The sequence below is a fragment of the Burkholderia sp. Bp9012 genome (genome assembly GCF_003853825.1).
GTDB classification, from domain to species: Bacteria; Pseudomonadota; Gammaproteobacteria; order Burkholderiales; family Burkholderiaceae; genus Burkholderia; species Burkholderia diffusa.
In genome coordinates this window covers 140741-159275 of record NZ_QTQA01000005.1, presented here as the reverse complement: position 1 = coordinate 159275, position 18535 = coordinate 140741, and the positions used below count along the sequence as shown (strand labels likewise).

Here is an 18535-nt window from a genome sequence, read left to right as displayed (position 1 = left end):
CACGGCGGGCGGCCCGCCACACAGACCCGTCCCCATTTCCGGCGGGTCGCGCCGGTTCGTGAATTCGTCCTCGTCCGTGCAGCCCGGCCGGGAGAATTTTTCCCAATTCCGCCCCCGGTCATTCATCCGATGAAAAAACCCCGCCGGTTCCCGGTATGATGCGCACCTTGCGTTTGTCGGACGCGATATTTTTGATGCGATTTTGATGTGCGAGACGCCACAAAACCGCACAATCCGAATCTGAAAGAATCTGTAATATAAATTCCGTATACTCGTAAGTTCTGATCCAGGCGCCGCCCGCGATTTCCGTCGGCCGACCGCCCACGCAGAACAACCAGATACGTCGCCGCCTGGCCGTCTTGCGCCGCGACACGCTATGCACCACCACTGAACAACCTATGTCTTCCCGCCACTCTGGTTCGCCCGGCCGCGCCGCGGCGGTGATCGCCCGTGCCCGGGCGTTGATCCGCAACGAGCGTGTGCTGTCGCCGCTGCTCGCGCTCGGCATCGGCCTGCTGCTGATCGTGGTCTTCCAGCACTTGTCGGAATCCGTCGACTACCGGTCGGTGATCCGCCAGCTGCGTCACATGTCCGCCGGTGAGTGGAGCGCGTCGCTGGCCGCGACGGCGCTCAGCTATCTCGCGCTCGTCGCCCGCGACGCGGTCGGCCTGCGCTACGTTGCCGCGAAGGTGCCGCGCGCCGCGCTGTGGATCGGCGCGATCGCCGGCTCCGCGCTGGGCAACGCGACCGGCTTCGGCGCGCTGACGGGCGGCGCGGTCCGCGCGCGCGTGTACGGCGTGTCGGGCGTCACGCCCGCGCAGATCGGCCGGATGACGGTGTTCACGAGCGGCACGCTGGCGCTCGCGATGGTGTGGATGACGGCGATCGGCATGGTCTGCGTGCCGGAGGCGCTTGCCGCGATGCTGCACGTCGCGCCCGGCGTGCTGACGTGGACCGGCGCGGCGCTGCTCGTGGTGCTGGCCGCGATGGTCATGATGTGCGGCAACACCGCGCGCCCGGTCGTCACGCGTTTCAAGTGGCTGTCGTTCGACGTGCCGGCGCGGCGCGATCTCGTCGCGCAGGTCGTCTATGCGGTGCTCGACGTCGTCGCGGCCGGCCTGACGCTTTGGGTGCTGCTGCCGGCCGCGCCGGTCGGTTTCCCGACCTTCATTACTGTTTATGCCGCGGCGTTGCTGCTCGGGATGATCGGTCATACGCCGGGCGGGATCGGCGTATTCGAAGCCGCGATGGTCTTCACGCTCGGTCGCGAAGTGCCGCCGCACGCGATGGTCGCCGCGCTGATCGCGTATCGCGCGATCTATTTCGGCGTGCCGCTCGTGCTGTCGGCCGGCCTGCTGGCCGGTTTCGAAGGCCGCGCGCTGCGGCGCCGGCTCGTGTCGAGGCAGGCCGCGCGCGTGTCGCAACTGGCGCCGCTGTTCCTGAGCCTCGTGACGTTCGCGGTCGGCGGGATGCTGGTGATCTCGAGCGCGACGCCCGCGTTCTGGCACCGGATCGCGATCCTGCGCCACCTCGTGCCGCTGTGGGTGCTCGAAGGCTCGCAGGTGATCTGCAGCGTGCTGGGCGTCGCGCTGCTGTTCGTCGCGCGCGGGCTGCTGCGCCGCCTCGACGGCGCATGGTGGATGACGTTCGCGCTGACGCTCGCGAGCCTCGCGCTGTCGCTGGCGAAGGGCCTCGCGTTCGTCGAGGCCGGCGTGCTCGGCATTCTGCTGGTGCTGCTGCTCGTCAGCCGCCGCCGTTTCAACCGGCATTCGTCGCTGCTCGCCGAGCGCTTCACGGTGAGCTGGTTCGTGTCGGTGGCGATGGTGCTGATGCTGGCCGTGTGGGTGCTGTTCTTCGCGTTCCGCGACGTGCCGTACACACGCGAGCTGTGGTCGCATTTCTCGTTCGACGCGCGTGCGCCGCGTGCGCTGCGCGCGACGCTCGCAGCCGGCGTGTTCGTCGCGCTGTTCGCGCTGTGGCAATTGCTGCGCCCGGCGCCGGGCCGTTTCGTGAAGCCCGCGGAGCAGGACCTGTCGGATGCCGAACGGATCATCCGCGCGCAGGAGTGCAGCGACGCGGGCCTCGCGCTGATGGGCGACAAGTCGTTCCTGTTCTCGGAGTCCCGCCAGGCGTTCCTGATGTATGCGAAGAACGGCCGCACGTGGGCCGCGCTCCACGACCCGGTCGGGCCGCGCGAGGAATGGCCGGCGCTGATCAGCAAGTTCATTGCGCTCGCACACGCGCACAGCGGCCGTGCGGCGTTCTACCAGGTGCGCGCGAACGCGTTGCCGCTGTATCTCGACGCGGGCCTCACGCTGATGAAGCTCGGCGAGGAAGCGCACATCGCGCTCGACCGGTTCGACCTGAAAGGTTCGAACCGGTCGCACCTGCGCTATGCGCTGCGTCGCGGCGACAAGGACGCGCTGACGGTCGAGGTGATCGCGCCGAGCGACGTGCCGGCCGCGCTGCCGGCGCTGCGCGACATCTCGGACGGCTGGCTCGACAGCCGCGACGCGCGCGAGAAGAGCTTCTCGGTGGCTGCGTTCCACGACGGCTATCTCGCGACGCAGTCGGTGATGCTCGTGCGCCAGGCCGACAAGCCGATCGCGTTCGTCACGTTCATGACGACCGACCTCAACACCGAGGCGACGGTCGGCGTGATGCGTCATCTGCCGGAAGCGTCGCCATATGCGATGGAGTATCTGTTTACGCAGCTCGCGCTGCACCTGAAGGAAGCGGGGTTCCGCAAGCTGAGCCTGGGCATCGCGCCGTTCTCGGGGATGGGGGCGGCGAAGATGCCGTCGCCGTGGCACCGGTTCGGGCTGATGGTCTGGCGCTTCGGCGGCCGCTTCTACAACTTCCGTGGCTTGCGTGCATTCAAGAGCAAGTTCGAGCCGCACTGGGAGCCGCGCTATCTCGCGGCCTCGGGCTCGGTCGGCGTGTTCGTCACGCTCGCGGATCTGTCCCTGCTGGCTGGAGGTCGGCGTTCATGATGTTGAAGAAGGGTATCGCGCAGGCGGCAGTCGCCTGCGCGGGAATGATGCTGGCCGGCGCCGCGCTCGCGGCGCAGCCGGCTGCGGCGAAACCGGAAACCGTATCGGGCGGCCGTTACGGCCCCGTGACCGTGACGAAGCCGAGCGGCCCGCTGCGCGGCTTCGTCGTGCTGTTCTCGCGTGAGCGCGGCTGGGGCGCCGCCGATCAGCAGGCAGCCGACGCACTCGCTAAAGCGGGGGCGATGACGGTCGGCGTGGATTCGGAGCGCTACGCGGCGAACCTCGCCGCGAAGCAGGAAACCTGTCACCACCTCGACGGCGACGCCGAGGCGGTCAGCCACCAGCTCGAACGCCTCGCGCAATCGGCGCGTTACTACACGCCGATCGTCGCGGGCGTGGGCCAGGGCGGCGCGATCGCGAAGCAGATCCTGTCGATGGCGCCGGAGAACACCATCGCCGGCGTCGTGTCGGTCGCGCCGGCGCCGAAGCTCGATGCGCGCTTCAAGCCGTGCCCGCCCGATCCGACGATCGTGCGCCGCGCGATGCCGGGCTTCGTTGAAACGGCCGCGGCCGGCGACACCACGAAGCTCGTGTCGCTCGTGACGTCGCGCCTGCACGACACCAGCAGCAGCGACGAGCTCGACGTGTCGGACCTGCCGCTCGTCGAGCTGCCGGCCAAGGGTGGCAGCGACCGCCTCGCGATCGTGATCTCCGGCGACGGCGGCTGGCGCGATCTCGACAAGACGATCGCCGAGGCGCTGCAGCGCGACGGCGTGTCCGTGGTCGGCATCGACAGCCTGCGCTACTTCTGGAGCGAGAAGCCGCCCGCACAGGTGAGCCGCGACCTCGCGCGCGTGATGCGTACGTACATGGCGCGCTGGCATGCGAACCGTGTGGCGCTGGTTGGCTACTCGTTCGGCGCGGACGTGATGCCGTTCGCGTACAACCGGCTGCCGGGCGACCTGCGCGACAAGGTCGCGGTGATGTCGCTGCTCGGCTTCGCGCCGGCGGCGGATTTCCAGATCCGCGTGACGGGCTGGCTCGGCATGCCGGCGAGTGACAAGGCGATGAAGGTCGCGCCGGAGATCGCGAAGGTACCGCCGCAGCTCGTGCAGTGCTTCTACGGCGCGGAAGAGAAGGACACGATGTGTCCGGCGCTCGCGAATACCGGCGCCGACGTGATCAAGACGGGGGGCGACCACCACTTCGGCCACGACTACATCGCGCTCGAGAGGAAGATCCTCGGCGCGTTCGGCAAGCCGGTGGCGGCGCGCTGAACGCCGGTGCCCGCTTCGCGGCGGGCGCGGCGCTTGCGGTTCATCGGACGGGCGGCCTGCGGGCCGCCCGTTTTCATTGCTCCGTCTGCGTCGCCGCATCCTGCCGCGGTGTTGCCGTTCTCGCATCGCGCTGATAGAAGCCCGGGAACCGGTCGAGCTGCCGGCGCGCGGCGGCCAGATCGGCATCGACGCCGAGCACCGCGCTCGAAAACCCGGTGCGCTCCATCAGCAGCAACTGGTCGATCAGCACGTCGCCCGTCGCGCGCAAGTCGCCGGCGAAGCCGAAGCGTTTGCGCAGCAGATAGGCCTGGCTGTACGCGCGGCCGTCGGTGAAGGACGGGAAGTGCAGGTCGATGCGCGCGGCCTGCGCGATTCGTTCAGCGAGCGGCGGCAGTTCCTCGTCGTTGCCGATCGTCAGGGTCGTGCGGGTCGCCATGTCGGGCGCGTTCGTATCGTCGGCGTGTTCGGCCGGTGTCAGCAGCCGGATGCGTGCGTTCGCGCTCGCGTTTACTGTTTCGTCGATCGGGTTCATGCGTGCTCCGCGTGGTGACGTGCGTCGTTCGCCGCCGCCTTGAAAGGCTCGGTGCCGATGCGGCGCACCGTGTCGATGAATCGTTCGCTGCGGCCGTCGGCATCGAGACGCGTGTCCAGGTACACGTTGACGAGCGCGTCCACGACATCGACGATCTCGTCCGCCGAGAACGACGGGCCGATCACCTTGCCCGGTCGCGCGGGGCCGCTCGCGCTCGAACCGTCCGAGCCGCCGATCGTCACCTGGTACCACTCCGCGCCGTCCTTGTCGACGCCGAGGATGCCGATGTGCCCGCTGTGATGGTGGCCGCACGAGTTGATGCAGCCGCTGATGTGCAGGTCGATGTCGCCAACGTCGTGCTGCATGTCGAGATCCTGGAACCGCTCGGCGATCGCGTCGGCGATCGGGATCGAGCGCGCGTTCGCGAGCGCGCAGAAGTCGCCGCCGGGGCACGCGATCATGTCGGTCAGGAGTCCGACGTTCGCACTGGCAAGACCGATCGCGCGCGCGTGCTCCCACAGCAGGAACAGGTCGTCGACATGCACCCACGGCAGCACCACGTTCTGCGTGTGCGTCACGCGCGCCTCGCCGGCCGAGAAGCGCTCGGCGAGTTCGGCCAGCGCGTCGAGCTGCTCGGGCGATGCATCGCCGGGCGCCTGCAGGCGACGCTTGAACGACAGCGTGACGATGCGCAGCGCCGGGTCGCGGTGTGCGGCGACGTTGCGCGCGAGCCAGCGCGCGAAGGCCGGATGGCGATTGGCGTGGGCGGCCATGCGTGCTTCGGCATCGTCGAGGTCGAGCGTGCGCGGCTTCAGCCGCGGCGGCACGAACGATGCCGCGATGCGGTCGAACTCGGCCTGCGGAATCGTGTGCGGGCCGCCGTCGTGCTCGACGATCTGGCGGAACTCTTCCTCGACGTCGTCGATGTAGCGCTGCCCCTCGCTCTTCACGAGGATCTTGATGCGTGCCTTGTACTTGTTGTCGCGGCGTCCGTGGCGGTTGTAGACGCGGACGATCGCCTCGATGTAGTTCATCACGTGCTGCCACGGCAGGAACGCGCGCAGCAGTGTCGCGATCAGCGGTGTGCGGCCCATACCGCCGCCGGCGCTCACGCGAAAACCGAGCTCGCCCGCGTCGTTGCGCACGAGCTTCAGCCCGACGTCGTGCCAGTCGGTCGCCGCGCGGTCCTCGGCCGCGCCGGTGATCGCGATCTTGAACTTGCGCGGCAGGAACGCGAATTCCGGATGCAGCGTCGTCCACTGGCGCATCACCTCCGCGAACGGCCGCGGATCGGCGATCTCGTCCGGCGCGACGCCCGCGCGCTCGTCGCACGAAATGTTGCGGATGCAATTACCGCTCGTCTGGATCCCGTGCATGTCGACGGTCGCGAGCAGGTCCATCACGTCGGCCGCCTTCGCGAGCGGAATCCAGTTGAACTGCACGTTGGTGCGGGTCGTGAAGTGTGCGTTGCGGGTCGGCAGGCGCAGCGTGCCGAGCAGCGCCTGCGCGTCGCAGGCGGCGCGATAGGTGGCGTCGTCGGGCACGTCGTAGTCGCGTGCGATCCGGGCGAGCACGCGAAGCTGCGCGCTCGACAGTTCGCCGTACGGCACGGCCACGCGCAGCATCGGCGCGTGGCGCTGCACGTACCAGCCGTTCTGCAGGCGCAACGGCCGGAACGCGTCCTCGCTCAGCGTGCCGTGCTGCCAGCGTTCGAGCTGGTCGCGGAACTGGGCGGCGCGGCTCAGCACGAGCGCCCGGTCGAAATCGGTATATCGGTACATGACGTGATACGAGAGAGGAGCGGTGGCGCAGGGGGCGCGCGCCGCTCGGGAGGGAACGTTGCGACGGGTGTCGGGCAATCGGAGACAGCGTAGGGAACGCGGGGCGGCGGGAAAAGAAGCAGATCGGGACGAAAAAGGCACAGCAGATTCGCGGGGCGCCGGCATGCGTTGCGCATGCCGGCGCCGGGTTCACGCCTGCGCGTCGACGATCAACGCCGGATCGAGCGCGCGGATGCGCTGGTCGATGAAGTAGCCGCCGCCTTCCTGGTAGCGCAGATACAGCCGGCCGCACGACACGCAGCGGCTGACGTTGCAGCGGTTGTACGGAAAGTGGCGCGGCGCGATCGGTGCGTCGTCGGACCCGTAACGCGTGCGGTCCGGATGGTATTCGTCGTAGGTCGGCTCGGGGTCGTCGGGCGGCATGAGCGTCGCCACTTCGACGAGCTGCGGGTCCCGTAGCGACAGCGGCAGGCTTGTCCAGCCGGCAAGCGGGGTCTTCGTGCAGGTGCACGGTTGCGTGACGCCAGCGGCTTCGGCGGCGAGCCTCAGCAGCGCGGCGTGATCGAGGTACGGCAATGCGCTCATGGGATGGGTCGAGGGGGCGAAAAGAGGTGCACTGTAACCCGTGCGTGCGTCGGCTGCACGGCGGCGGTGGCCTGCGTGCGGGCTCAACCGGCCTTGCGTACGGCCGGCTCGGCGACCAGTTCGCCGAGCACGCGGATCGCGCGTTCGATGTCGCGGTTCCACGGATGGCCGAAGTTCACGCGCACGCAGCGCTCGAAGCCGTGCGCGGCCGAGAACAGCGGCCCCGGCGCGAAGCTGATGCCGCGCGCGATCGCCTGGCGGTGCAGTTCCATCGCATCGATCGCATCGGGAAACGACAGCCACAGGAAATACCCGCCGTCCGGCCGCACCCACTCGACGCCGTCCGGCAGCCAGCGCCGCAGCGCGTCGTCCATGCGGGCGAGCTGCGTTTGCAGTGCGCCGCGCAGCTTGCGAAGATGACGATCGTAGCCGCCGTGCTCCAGATAGTTCGCGATGCCGACCTGCGCGGGAATGCTCGCCGACAGCGTGGTCATCAGCTTGAGCCGCTGCACCTTTTCCGCGAAACGGCCGGCGGCGGCCCAGCCGATCCGGTAGCCGGGCGCGAGCGTCTTCGAGAACGAACTGCAATGCATCACGAGGCCGTGCCGGTCGAAAGCGCGCGCGGGCATCGGGTAGTCGGGGCCGAAATGCAGCTCGCCGTACACGTCGTCCTCGATCAGCGGCACCTCGCGCGCGGCAAGCATCTCCACGAGCGCGCGCTTCTTGTCGAGCGACAACGTGACACCGGTCGGATTCTGGAAATTGGTCATGAACCAGCACGCGCGAATGTCGTGCCGGTCGAGCGCGTTCGCAAGCGCATCGAGATCGAGGCCCGTGCGCGGATCGACGGGAATCTCGACCGCGCGCAGGTCGAGTCGCTCGATCGCCTGCAGCGCCGCATAGAAGCCGGGCGATTCGACCGCGACGACGTCGCCGGGCCGCGTGACGGCCATCAGGCACAGGTTCAGCGCTTCAAGTGCGCCGTTCGTGACGACGATCTCGTCGACGGGCTGTGCGACGCCGGTCGCCAGATAGCGGCGCGCGATCTGCTGGCGCAGCGCCTCGTTGCCGGGCGGCAGATCGACGACCGTGCTCCACGGGCTGACGAGCCGCGTCGCCTGCGCGAGCGACTTCGCGAGGCGCGGCAGCGGAAACAGCTGCGGCGACGGGAAGGCGGAGCCGAGCGGCACGATGCCGGGCTGCGTCGCGGCGTCGAGCACCGAGAACACGAGATCGCTGATGTCGACCTTGCGCGTCGCGCCGGCGCGGCTCGCGCGGCGTTTCGCGGGCGGGTTCGCCGCCGGGCCCGCACCCGGCGCGACGTAATAGCCGGAGCGTTCGCGTGCGCGGATCAGCCCCCACTGTTCGAGCAGGTAATACGCGCGAAACACCGTCGACTGGCTCACGCCATGTTGCGCGATGATCTGCCGCAGCGACGGCAGGCGCGTGCCGACCGCGAGGTTGCCGTGGCGGATTTCGTCGGCGATCGTGTGGGCGAGGGTTTCGTAGCGTTTCATCGGTGCGGGTGGTGCATGCTTGCGCTACGCGCGGGCCAGTGCGGCGCCACGCCGGCGGGGCGGGTCATTGTCTGACGAGCGGCCCGAAAAGGAAAGCGCGACGGCCGCGGCGGCTGGCCGCGCTTTCGGGGCGATGCCAGTGCCGATGCTTGCGCCGCATCAGGCCGCGTTCTGCTCCGCGTTGCGGCCGTTAGCACCGTCCCTTTCGCCTGGAAGCGTCCGGCGCCAACGACGCGTAACGACTTTCTCCTGATCATTCGTTGTTCTCGCATACGCATTCGTCTGAGCGCGACGACACGCGATCGAACGGGTGCACGCATGTCGTCCTCCGCATGAGGCGGACACGATTCGCGTGCGGCTTGTTCCAATTGCGCCGCGATATTTTTTATGGTCTTGTTGCACGATCACGCGTCGACTCGAAAAAGGACGGCGGATGCAGTCGGGCCATTCATACGGGGTCCCTTTGATCAGGGGAATAGGCGCGCGCGAGCGTGGGCTTCGTGCCGTCCGTCGATTGCTCGTCCTGTTGGCGTTGGGCGTGTCATGCGTGCACGCGTTCGCCGCTTCTCCCGAGACCGTCAACGACAACGTACTGCGCGTCCTTGCATGGCCCGGCTATGCGGACAACGATGTCGTCAATGCATTTGAGACGCAATTCCATGTGCGCGTCGAAGTGACGTTCGTCGATTCCGACGAAGCGTTGTGGACGCGAATGCACAGCGCGTCGCCACCGCCGTATGACGTGCTCGCGGCCAACACGGCCGAGATCCAGCGCTATGCGCGCGGCGACCTGCTCACACCCATCGACCTGTCCCAGATCCCCAACCGTCGACGGCAACTGCCGAATTTCCGGCAGCTCGCGACGATCGGCGGGCTCGTGCACAACGGCGCGACCTATGCGATTCCATTCACGTATTCGTCGATGGGACTGATCTACGATCGCAAGCAGGTGCCGGTCGCGCCGCGTTCGATGCTGGAACTCTGGAACCCGCGTTACCGCGGCAAGGTGCTCGACTTCAACAGCGCGCAGCATAATTTTTCGTTCACCGCGCTCGCGCTCGGCTATCCCGACCCGTTTCACCTGTCGCCCGCGCAAACTCTTGCCGTCGCGCACAAGCTGGTCGACCTGCGACGCAACCTGCTCACGTATTACACGTTTCCTGAAGAGGCGACCGCGCTGTTCGTCCAGCATCGCGCGGCGCTGATGTTCGGCAACTACGGCACGCAGCAGGTCGAACAACTGCGTCGCGCCGGTGCGGATGTCGGCTACGTGATTCCGAACGAAGGCGCGCTCGCGTGGCTTGACTGCTGGGGCGTCACGCGCGGCGCGGAGCATCGCGAGCTCGCGTTCGCATGGATCAACTACATGCTCGAACCGGCGATCGGCGCGCTGCTGACCGAACGCCAGGGGCTCGCGAATACGCTCGAGCCGCCACCCGGTCTCGAGGCCGGCCACCAGCACCTCGTCTGGATCCAGCCGGTCGAGGACATCGCGCGGCGCGAGTCGCTGTGGAGCCGCATCGTATCGGGCGATCGGCCGGAGCGATTCGACAAATGATCAGGCTCGGGCTGACGTCGAAGCTGTCGGTGCTGTTCGCGTGCATCGGCGTGATCGCGTCCGGCACGACCGGCTACTACACCTACCGCGCGAACCGGACGATGCTGGTGCAGGAAGCACAGCACAGCCTGCTGATGTCGACGCAATTGCTCGGACAGCGCTTCACGACCGCGCTGTCCGACGTGGCTGACGATGCGCTCGTGCTCGCGCAATTGCCGTCGGCGGCGCTCGTCGCGGGCGGCGGCGGCACCGATCGCGCGCCGCGCTCGCGGCTCGAGCAGGTGTATTTCAGCTTCATGAAGAACCACCCCGAGTACCTGCAGGTTCGGCTGATCGCGCGCGGCGATTTCGGGCTCGAGCGCATCCGCGTCGATCGCGACGCGCACGGCATCGTCGTGCTGCCGGAGAGTGCATTCCAGGAGAAAGGGCAGTTTTCCTACGTATTCGACACGCTTGCGACGGCGCCCGGTCATATCTACCTGTCGCCGATCGTGATCAATCACGAGACCGGCTCGCATGCGGCCGAAGGGCTGCCGATCCTGCGCGTGGGCACGCCGGTCGTCGACCAGGCCGGCGTGGTCGTCGGCGCGCTGGTCGTCGACGTCGAGTTGTCGCGCATGTTCGATCGGCTCGAGCGCGACCTGCCGCAAGACTACGTGGTGTTCCTCGCGAACGAGTGGGGCGACTTCCTCGTGCACCCCGATCCGTCGCAGATCTTCGGCTTCGATCGCGGGCGGCGCGTGCTGATGCAGGACAGCTTTCCCGACACGCGGCTGCTGTTCGCCGGGACGCGCACGAACGTGACGCTCAACGGTCTCGCGCAGCCCGACGAAGTACCGGGCGAGATGCTCGCGTTCGTGCGCACGCCGTTCGGCAAGAACGAGGGCAACCGCTTCGTCGTGCTCGGCATGGCGCGTCCGCTCACGGACGTGCTGGCGCCGGCCGGGATGCTCGGCGAACGGATCATCCGGATGGTGTTCCTGATGAGCCTGGCGGCGGTGATTCTCGCGATCCTGTTCGCGCGTGCGATCACGCGTCCGTTGCAGATGCTCGCGCGCGCGGCGACCCACGTGTTCGACGATCCGGCCGCCGAACGGTTGCCCGTTGCGCGGGCCGACGAAATCGGCGTGCTGGCGCGCTGTTTCGACTGCATGCGCGTCGAGATCCGCACGCAGGTCGCGATGCTGCGCGCGAAGCAACTGGAGCTCACACACCTCGCCGGTCACGATCCGCTGACCGGCCTGCCGAACCGCCTGCTGTTCATGGAGCATCTCGATGCCGCGATCCGGCATGCGGCCGCGGAGCGCGAGGGGCTGGCGGTGATGTTCGTCGATCTCGACCGCTTCAAGCAGATCAACGACCAGCACGGGCACGCGGCCGGCGATCGCACGCTCGTCGCGGTCGCGAAACGGCTGAGCCTCGTGCTGCGCAGCGGTGACATGGCCGCGCGGCTCGGCGGTGACGAATTCATCGTGCTGATTTCGGACGTGCGATCGCCGGCGGTGATCGGCGATATCGCGTCGCGTATCCAGATCGTGATGGCCGAGGAGCTGGAGTTCGGCGACCGTCACCTGGCCGTGGGCGCGAGCATCGGCGTCAGCGAATATCCGGTCGATGGCGCGTCGGCGGAGGAACTGCTGGTCAAGGCCGACGCGGCGATGTACGCGGCCAAGGCGTCCGCGCAGTGCGCGTGCGTGCGTTACCAGGAACTGCTGGGCGGCGGCGGCGCGGATGCGGGCGCCCGCATAGCGGCGGGCGGCGGCCGCTGACGGCGGGCCGGTCCAGCGTGCCGCGCAAATGCGACGAGCCCGTCATGGGACGGGCTCGCCGGATCCGGGTTGACTGCGCGCGATGCGCGCAGCGGCGGGCTTAGTGGCCGAAGTAGACCGAGTCGCGCGCGTTGTGCACCTTGACTGCCGGTGCGCCGCCCTGGACGACCGGGGCCGGTTGCGCGCCGTAGCCGCTGGCGTCGGCGGCCTGCACGCGCGCTTGCGCGGCCTGGATGTCGGCCGGGTAGTGCGGGCTCGACTGGCTCGGCTTGTAGCCGGCGTTTTCGAGCTGGACGAGTTCGTTGCGCACTTGCGCGCGGGTCACGGTGCTTTGGGCGAAGGCGCCGAACGAAGCGGACAGGGCAACAGCGGCAACGACTGCGGAAACGAGCGATTTCATGATGACCTCCGATGTTCTATTGAGTTCGCCGGCGACACCATGTCGTAAGCGATTGATTACATCGTAGGCGTCGGCCGATTCAGGGTAAACGTGGATTCCGACTAAAGATCGTTGCAAACGGGATAATAATCCCAGCGGAAATCCGATCCGTCCCTGTTCCGTGTCGTGGGAATCGCAGACCGGTGGCGGGCGGGAGCGGCGAGGCGCCGCGCATGGGCGAACACCCGGCGACGGGCGCCGGCAGGTGGGACGGGACGGGGGGCGTTGCCGGATCAGACGCCGTCGGCGTCGTCGATCTCCTTGCGCTCGCGGCGTTCTTCGTTGCCGCGGCGCGCCCGCAGGCGCTGGCGCGACAGGACCGCGATCACCTGCTGGGTGGGCGCGCCGGACGGCAGCTCGTTGCGGATGCGATCGGGCACCATCGGCAGGCCCGCGCGCTGCCGGCGCAGTGCCTTCGCGATTGCCCGGCGGCATTCGTCCCCGTGGCAATCCCATTCATCGCGGATTCTCTGGCAATAACGGCATTGTTCCATCGAGACAGTCTAACGCGTCTTGGGGATCGGGGCTGAAGGGGGAACGGACCGTGACGGGGCCGGCGGGCGCCCGACGTCATTTCGCGTTTGCATGCGGGCTGTCGACCTGCGCGACGGGCGATGCCGCGTGCCGGAAGACGCCCGACTTCCAGATCATCTGGGACGCGGCGACGAGCACGAACAGCAGGACGACCATCCGGAATACGCGCGGTGACATTTTGTCTCGCAGCGGGCGAACGAGCCACATGCCGGCGATGGCGGGCAGGCTGGCCGCGGCCGAAATCGCGAGGTCGGCGGCGCTCGCGTGTGCGGCGCCGCTGAACGTCGTGATCAGTGTGACGATCGACACCACGAGGATGATCGCGATCTGCTTCGTGAACGCGCGGCCGGTCGCGCCGGATGAAATCAGGTAGGTGGCGAGCAGCGGCCCCGGCACCGACGCGATGCTCTCCATCAGCGCCGCGCCGAACCCGAGCGCGAACCCGACCGGCTTTTGCCATGCTTCCGGCAGCGCCAGCTTCGGCGCGCTCAGCATCAGCGCCGCGGCGACGATCAGCAGCGCGCCGGACGCGGCCTGTGCGTGGCCCGCGTTCAGCGACAGGAGAATCGCGACGCCGACGACGTTGCCGAGCACGGTGCCCGCGATCGGTGCGGCGATCTTGCGTGCGGTCGCCAGGACCTCGCCGCCTTCCAGCGCCTGCGGGATGTTGCCGAGGATGATCGGCATCGACAGCAGCAGCACCGCATGCCGGATCGGCAGGAACTGGCTCAGGATCGGCATCGCCACCAGCGGAACGCCGATGCCAGTGATCCCCTTGACCATCCCGCCGAGCAGCAGTGCGACGGCGATGCCGATCAGGTCGAGCAGCGCGAGCCCGTGCAGGCTGGACACCAATACACCTTCAGTCAGATCGAGATGAGTCATCGGGAGCAGGTCGAGACATGAGCGGCGGCGGGGCGGTCGACGGCACCCGTTGCGGGTGCGTGCGATGGCGCACGCCGTTGTTTGGTTTTGCGTCGAACCGGTCGCCCGTTGCATCGTCCGCCGTCGGCATTCGACAGGGAGGCATCGGTGCGCTGGCGCAAGCCCGCGCGTGCCACGGCGCCGGCGTTCGACACGGTTCGAGGCTGAATCTTACCCGAGCGCGACGCGGGGCATCGGGCGCGGTCGTGGGGTCGCGCCCATATCGTTGGGGCGCTTCAATACGCTTCATGATACGTGGCTCTATCATGTGAAAAATACATGGACCGAAACAAGGAGGTGAGATGACGCTTGCGCAGTTGCAGGCCCTGGCGGCCGTGGTCGAACTCGGCTCGCTGACGGCCGCGGCCGAGCGGCTCAGTCGCAGTCAATCCGCGATCAGTCATGCGTTGACCGAACTGGAGGACATCACCGAGGTCAAGCTGCTGTTGCGCGACCGCCAGCCGGTCGTCCTGACTGCTGCCGGCGAACGCCTGTGGCCGTACGTGCAGAACGTGGTTCGCGAGGCACAGACGCTGCGCCAGCAGTTCGGCCTGTCGCGCGGCAAGCTCGAAGGGCGGCTGGTGGTCGCGTCGCTGCCGAGCGTTTCGCTCGCATTCGTCGTACCCGCGCTCGAGGCGTTGAAGGCGGCGCACAAGGGCGTGACGGCGGTACTGCTCGAAGGCACGGACGCGGAGGTCGAAGGATGGCTCGACGACGGCACCGCCGACGTCGGCGTGGTCGCCGGCACGAAGACCTTCGCGAACAATCTGCCGCTGCTCGACGAGGATTTCGTCGCGGTGGCAGCGGACGGCATGTTCGACGGCCGCAAGAGCGTGTCCGCGAAGCTGTTGTCCGCGATGCCGTTCGTTTTCTCGAAGGCGGGGTGCGGGCCGGTCATCGCAGATTACTTCGCGCGCAACGGTGCGTCGCTTCGCGCCGCGTTCAACGTGGTCGAGATGCGGACCATCCTGTCGATGGCGGAGGCGGGAATGGGCGTGTCGATCGTCCCGCGCATCACGCTCACCTACACCCGGTTCGGCGGCCGGGTGCTGGAGCTGTCGCCCAGGCTGCGCCGTTCAGTGCGGCTGTCGTGGAACGCGACCGGCAATGCGGTCGCAGACGCATTCGTCAAGCTGGTGGACGCCCAGCGCGCGAAGGCGGGAAAGGCGATTCAGGTGCGAGCGAGAAAGGGAAAGTAACGCGTCGGCAGCGCGATGAGGGTATGAAGCGCGTTCATGGGCGACTTGCAGTTTATTCATGTCGGTAGCCGTCGACATGCAATACATTGTGGATCACTCGCCCTGACTTCACTGCCTCGAAGGAGACCGCCGTGCCGGCCTTGCCCACCCTGATTGCTTTCGGACTCGTGTCGCTCGGCATGGTCCTGACGCCCGGCCCGAACATGATCTACCTGATCTCCCGCTCGATCTGCCAGGGCCGCCGCGCGGGGCTGGTGTCGCTCGGCGGCGTCGCGCTGGGGTTCGTGTTCTACATGTTCTGCGCGGCATTCGGCCTTACCGCGCTGGTGCTGACCGTGCCATACGCGTATGACGTGCTGCGTTTCGCCGGCGCGCTGTACCTGGCATATCTCGCGTGGCAGGCGCTCAAGCCGGGCGGCCGCTCCGCGTTTCAGGTGCGGCAGCTGCCGCACGAGAGCGGCGTGCGACTCTTCACGATGGGCTTCGTCACCAACCTCGCGAACCCGAAGATCGCGGTGATGTACCTGTCGCTGCTGCCGCAGTTCATTTCGCCGGGGCACGGCAGCGTGCTCGTGCAATCGCTGGCGCTGGGTTGCGTGCAGATCGCGGTCAGCGTCAGCGTCAACGCGCTGATCGCGAGCATGGCCGGCTCGATCGCGGAGTTCCTTGCCGGTCGGCCGGCCTGGGCACGGGGGCAGCGCTGGTTGATGGGGACCGTGCTGGCCGGACTGGCCGTGCGTATCGCGCTGGAATCGCGAAGCTAGCCGGTGGAACGGCTAGCGGAGGCAATCGGCGTACCGATGCGCATGCAACCTTCGGCGGACGAACGGGTGCAGCCGATCCGCGTGAAGCAGGCCGTCGCGCATTCGCCGTTCCGGTAAGTGGACGGTGCGCGTTGCGCACGATGTCCCGCACGAGCCGGCCCCGGCCGCCCGCCGCGCGATCGCGCGCCGCGGGCGGCCGCCGCGTCAGCGCTCGCCGCGCTTCTTGCTCAGCTCGATCGTCTCGAACAGCTCGTACTGCGCGGTCGGGTGCTGATCCGCGCCCGGCGCGTGGTAATAGCGCATCGTGATCGTCGTGTGGCCGCCCGGCTTGCCCGGATCGTGGTCGAACACGGCGATCCCGTAGCCCGTGCCCGTATCGCGGCGCGCGGACCAGATCGCATCCTCGAGCGCATCGGCCGGCTTGCGCACGAACGTGTTCGGCGCGGTGCCCGGCACCGGCCGGTTCGGTTTCGTGAAGACCTTGGCCTGCGCAAAGCCGGTCGCCGGGTTTTCGCCGTACACGTCGAGCGGCGCACTGGTGCCGCCGCCGCCGAGAATCAGGTGAATCGTGCCGTGGCTCGTGTCGAACGTCGTGCTGTTCGGGTCGGTCGACCCGACCGGACGCGGCTGCAGCGTCTCGACGACTTCGCCGGTCGAAGCATCGACGCCCGCGCGGTGATTGCAGCCGCGCACCGGGTAGCTGCGCTCGTAGTCGTGATCGTGACCGCACAGCACGAGGTCGACACCGTAGCGGTCGAACAGCGGCAGCCATGCCTCGCGAATGCCCTTGTCGGAGCCGTTGCCCGTCTTCGACGAGCTCAGCGCATCCTGGTGCATTTGCACGACGATCCAGTCGATGTCGTCATCGTGGGACGCGTGACGCAGCGTGTGCTCGAGCCAGCGCGTCTGCTCGCCGTTGCTGTAGCCACGTACGTAGAACGACGTGCCCGGTTCGATCGGCGCGCGGCCGGTGCTCGCGGCCGGCACGAGCGGATTCGGGCCGCCGACGAATGCGGCCGCATCCTGGTACACGACGTCGTCGGCGTCGAGCGAGATGAACAGCACCGAGCTCACGCGGAAGCTGTACCAGCGGCCCGGAAAGCGCGTGCCGTTCTCCGGAAGCATGTAGCGCGCGAGATACGAGTCGAGCCCCTGCGGGCCGTTGTTGAATTCGATCTCGTGATTGCCCGGGCATGGCATCCACGGGCGGTTCGCAGCGGACGTCTGGTTGTTGTTGCCGAAGTCGCGCCACACCTCCGGCTGATGCGCGGGGTTCAGGTTCGCGTAGCAGAGGTCGCCGTTCAGCAGGTGGAACAGCGGCTGGAACTGCTCGACGGCCTGCACCGCGAAGCGGCTTTGCGGCGACGACAGCACCCACGCGCCATTCGGCGTCGCGAGGTCGCCGTAGCTCGTGAAGCGGAACGGCGCGCGCGCGCGCGGCGCGGTCGTGAAGGTCGCGGCAAACGGCTGCGCGGCGTTGCTGTCGTTGTCGGCCGTCAGTTCATAGCGGTAGCGCGTGTTCGGCTTCAGGCCGTGCACCCGTGCGTGGTACGTGAACACGGTTTCGCCGTTCAGGCCGTCGGTGTAGATGCGCTGCACGCCGTGCACGGTGCGTGCCGGTTCGCCGTCGGCGACGATCCGCGCGCGCGGATTGACGGCCGGTGCGAGCGACGCCCACGAGATCGCGACTTCCGACGTTGGGTCGCTGCCCCATGTCAGGTGCACCTGCTCGGGCGTGCCGTCCGGATTCGACCCGGCGGCGCGGGCGGCCGCGAGCCCGCCCGCGGCGGTGGCGAGGCTGGAGACGCCGGCCAGTTTCAGGAAGCCGCGACGCGATACGGAAGCGGCCGGCTCGTTCGACTCGGCGGGGAGGTTTTCCTGGTTCGACATGATCGTATTTTCGTTGAATGACACGCGAGATGCGGAACTGCCCGGCCGTGCGCGAGCGCGTCGGGGGCGTGGGCCGGAAGCGAGCGGGATCCCGGTGACACGCATTGTCGAAGCGCAGTTTTGCCGGGTTGTGACAGACGGTAATCGATGCGCGGGCCCGATGCGTCGATGGCGCGCGCGGCGTTGCCGTCACGGCGGAAATTTTTTACGTGTGTCGCGACGGATTTTTTCGCATGCGTCGTTTAACGAACGAACGGCCACTTCCGGCCGGGAAACGATGCTTCGGAGTCTTGCATGAAACTTTCCATTTCATTACGGTTTGCCGCGGGATGCGTGGCCGCGCTGGCGACGTCCGCCGCATTCGCGCAGGCCGTCATCGTCGCACCGGTCGCACCGCCGCCGCCGCGCGTCGAAGTGATGCCGGCGCCGCGCGCGGGCTACGTATGGGATCAGGGCCACTGGCATTGGCGCCACGGCCGCTACGTTTGGATTCCAGGTCACTGGCAAGTGGTACGTGCCGGCTATCACTGGGTGCCGGGACACTGGGCCGCGCGCGGCCCGAACTGGCGCTGGGTGCCGGGCCACTGGGCCTGACGCGCAGGGCGCCGCGCGGCGTGCAGTGTCCGCGCGGCGGGACTTCCACACAATCTCATCGGTCGAGCCATGCCTTTTCGAACCATCGTGATCCTGACAGCCGCGGCCATCGTGCTGGCCGGCTGCGTCGTGGTGCCGGCGCGCCCGGTGTATTACCGGCCCGCGCCGGTCGTCGTATA

15 protein-coding genes are annotated in these 18535 nt (G+C 68.0%); 7 read left to right on the top strand and 8 right to left on the bottom strand.

What is annotated here, in order from left to right; genetic code table 11:
* Positions 1-398 precede the first annotated feature (398 nt).
* Together mprF and DIE11_RS08750 are read left to right on the top strand one after the other, a co-directional pair.
* Positions 399-2993 (top strand): bifunctional lysylphosphatidylglycerol flippase/synthetase MprF, encoded by a 2595-nt coding sequence (gene mprF / locus DIE11_RS08755; RefSeq protein WP_124622902.1) that lies wholly within the window; start codon positions 399-401, stop codon positions 2991-2993.
* On the top strand, positions 2990-4270 hold the full coding sequence (locus DIE11_RS08750; protein WP_124622900.1) for a virulence factor family protein: 1281 nt from the start codon (positions 2990-2992) through the stop codon (positions 4268-4270). Before mprF ends, DIE11_RS08750 begins: the two co-directional genes overlap by 4 nt.
* Positions 4271-4343: 73 nt before the next feature.
* On the opposite strand, the gene DIE11_RS08745 is transcribed toward DIE11_RS08750, so the two are convergent.
* The 4 genes from DIE11_RS08745 to DIE11_RS08730 form a co-directional block, all read right to left on the bottom strand.
* The gene (locus DIE11_RS08745; protein ID WP_124622898.1) at positions 4344-4802 is read right to left on the bottom strand and encodes a DUF934 domain-containing protein; all 459 of its coding nucleotides are present in this window, start codon (positions 4800-4802) and stop codon (positions 4344-4346) included.
* Positions 4799-6583 carry a nitrite/sulfite reductase gene (locus tag DIE11_RS08740; RefSeq protein WP_124622896.1) on the bottom strand — a complete coding sequence of 595 codons (1785 nt, stop codon included), beginning with the start codon at positions 6581-6583 and terminating at the stop codon, positions 4799-4801. Before DIE11_RS08740 ends, DIE11_RS08745 begins: the two co-directional genes overlap by 4 nt.
* Positions 6584-6772: 189 nt before the next feature.
* Positions 6773-7168 (bottom strand): hypothetical protein, encoded by a 396-nt coding sequence (locus DIE11_RS08735; RefSeq protein WP_124622894.1) that lies wholly within the window; start codon positions 7166-7168, stop codon positions 6773-6775.
* Positions 7169-7251: 83 nt separating this feature from the next.
* On the bottom strand, positions 7252-8685 hold the full coding sequence (locus DIE11_RS08730; protein WP_124622892.1) for a PLP-dependent aminotransferase family protein: 1434 nt from the start codon (positions 8683-8685) through the stop codon (positions 7252-7254).
* A 433-nt stretch (positions 8686-9118) separates the two neighbouring features.
* Here DIE11_RS08730 and DIE11_RS08725 point away from each other — a divergent pair, with 433 nt between their 5' ends.
* Positions 9119-10243 (top strand): extracellular solute-binding protein, encoded by a 1125-nt coding sequence (locus DIE11_RS08725; RefSeq protein ID WP_124622890.1) that lies wholly within the window; start codon positions 9119-9121, stop codon positions 10241-10243.
* Positions 10240-12012 (top strand): diguanylate cyclase domain-containing protein, encoded by a 1773-nt coding sequence (locus tag DIE11_RS08720; RefSeq protein WP_124622888.1) that lies wholly within the window; start codon positions 10240-10242, stop codon positions 12010-12012. Before DIE11_RS08725 ends, DIE11_RS08720 begins: the two co-directional genes overlap by 4 nt.
* A gap of 100 nt (positions 12013-12112) precedes the next feature.
* Here the strand turns inward: DIE11_RS08720 and DIE11_RS08715 are convergent, their stop codons facing one another.
* From DIE11_RS08715 to DIE11_RS08705, 3 genes are all read right to left on the bottom strand, one after another.
* Positions 12113-12412: a DUF4148 domain-containing protein gene (locus DIE11_RS08715; RefSeq protein ID WP_059600568.1), complete on the bottom strand. Its 300-nt coding sequence runs from the start codon at positions 12410-12412 to the stop codon at positions 12113-12115.
* 272 nt (positions 12413-12684) lie between these two features.
* Positions 12685-12945, bottom strand: coding sequence for a hypothetical protein (locus tag DIE11_RS08710; RefSeq protein ID WP_006760082.1), 261 nt, complete (start codon positions 12943-12945; stop codon positions 12685-12687).
* Between the two features lie 76 nt (positions 12946-13021).
* Complete coding sequence (locus DIE11_RS08705) at positions 13022-13870, bottom strand: sulfite exporter TauE/SafE family protein (RefSeq protein ID WP_124622886.1); 849 nt, start codon at positions 13868-13870, stop codon at positions 13022-13024.
* 341 nt (positions 13871-14211) lie between these two features.
* Here DIE11_RS08705 and DIE11_RS08700 point away from each other — a divergent pair, with 341 nt between their 5' ends.
* A complete protein-coding gene (locus DIE11_RS08700; RefSeq protein WP_124622883.1) occupies positions 14212-15108 on the top strand; it encodes a LysR family transcriptional regulator in 897 nt (298 codons plus the stop codon).
* A gap of 131 nt (positions 15109-15239) precedes the next feature.
* Positions 15240-15872, top strand: coding sequence for a LysE family translocator (locus DIE11_RS08695; protein WP_124622881.1), 633 nt, complete (start codon positions 15240-15242; stop codon positions 15870-15872).
* A gap of 204 nt (positions 15873-16076) precedes the next feature.
* Here the strand turns inward: DIE11_RS08695 and DIE11_RS08690 are convergent, their stop codons facing one another.
* Complete coding sequence (locus tag DIE11_RS08690) at positions 16077-17762, bottom strand: metallophosphoesterase family protein (RefSeq protein ID WP_124622879.1); 1686 nt, start codon at positions 17760-17762, stop codon at positions 16077-16079.
* A gap of 294 nt (positions 17763-18056) precedes the next feature.
* Here DIE11_RS08690 and DIE11_RS08685 point away from each other — a divergent pair, with 294 nt between their 5' ends.
* Positions 18057-18356, top strand: a complete 300-nt coding sequence (locus tag DIE11_RS08685) for a YXWGXW repeat-containing protein (protein WP_059600563.1) — start codon at positions 18057-18059, stop codon at positions 18354-18356.
* The last annotated feature ends 179 nt before the right edge of the window (positions 18357-18535 follow it).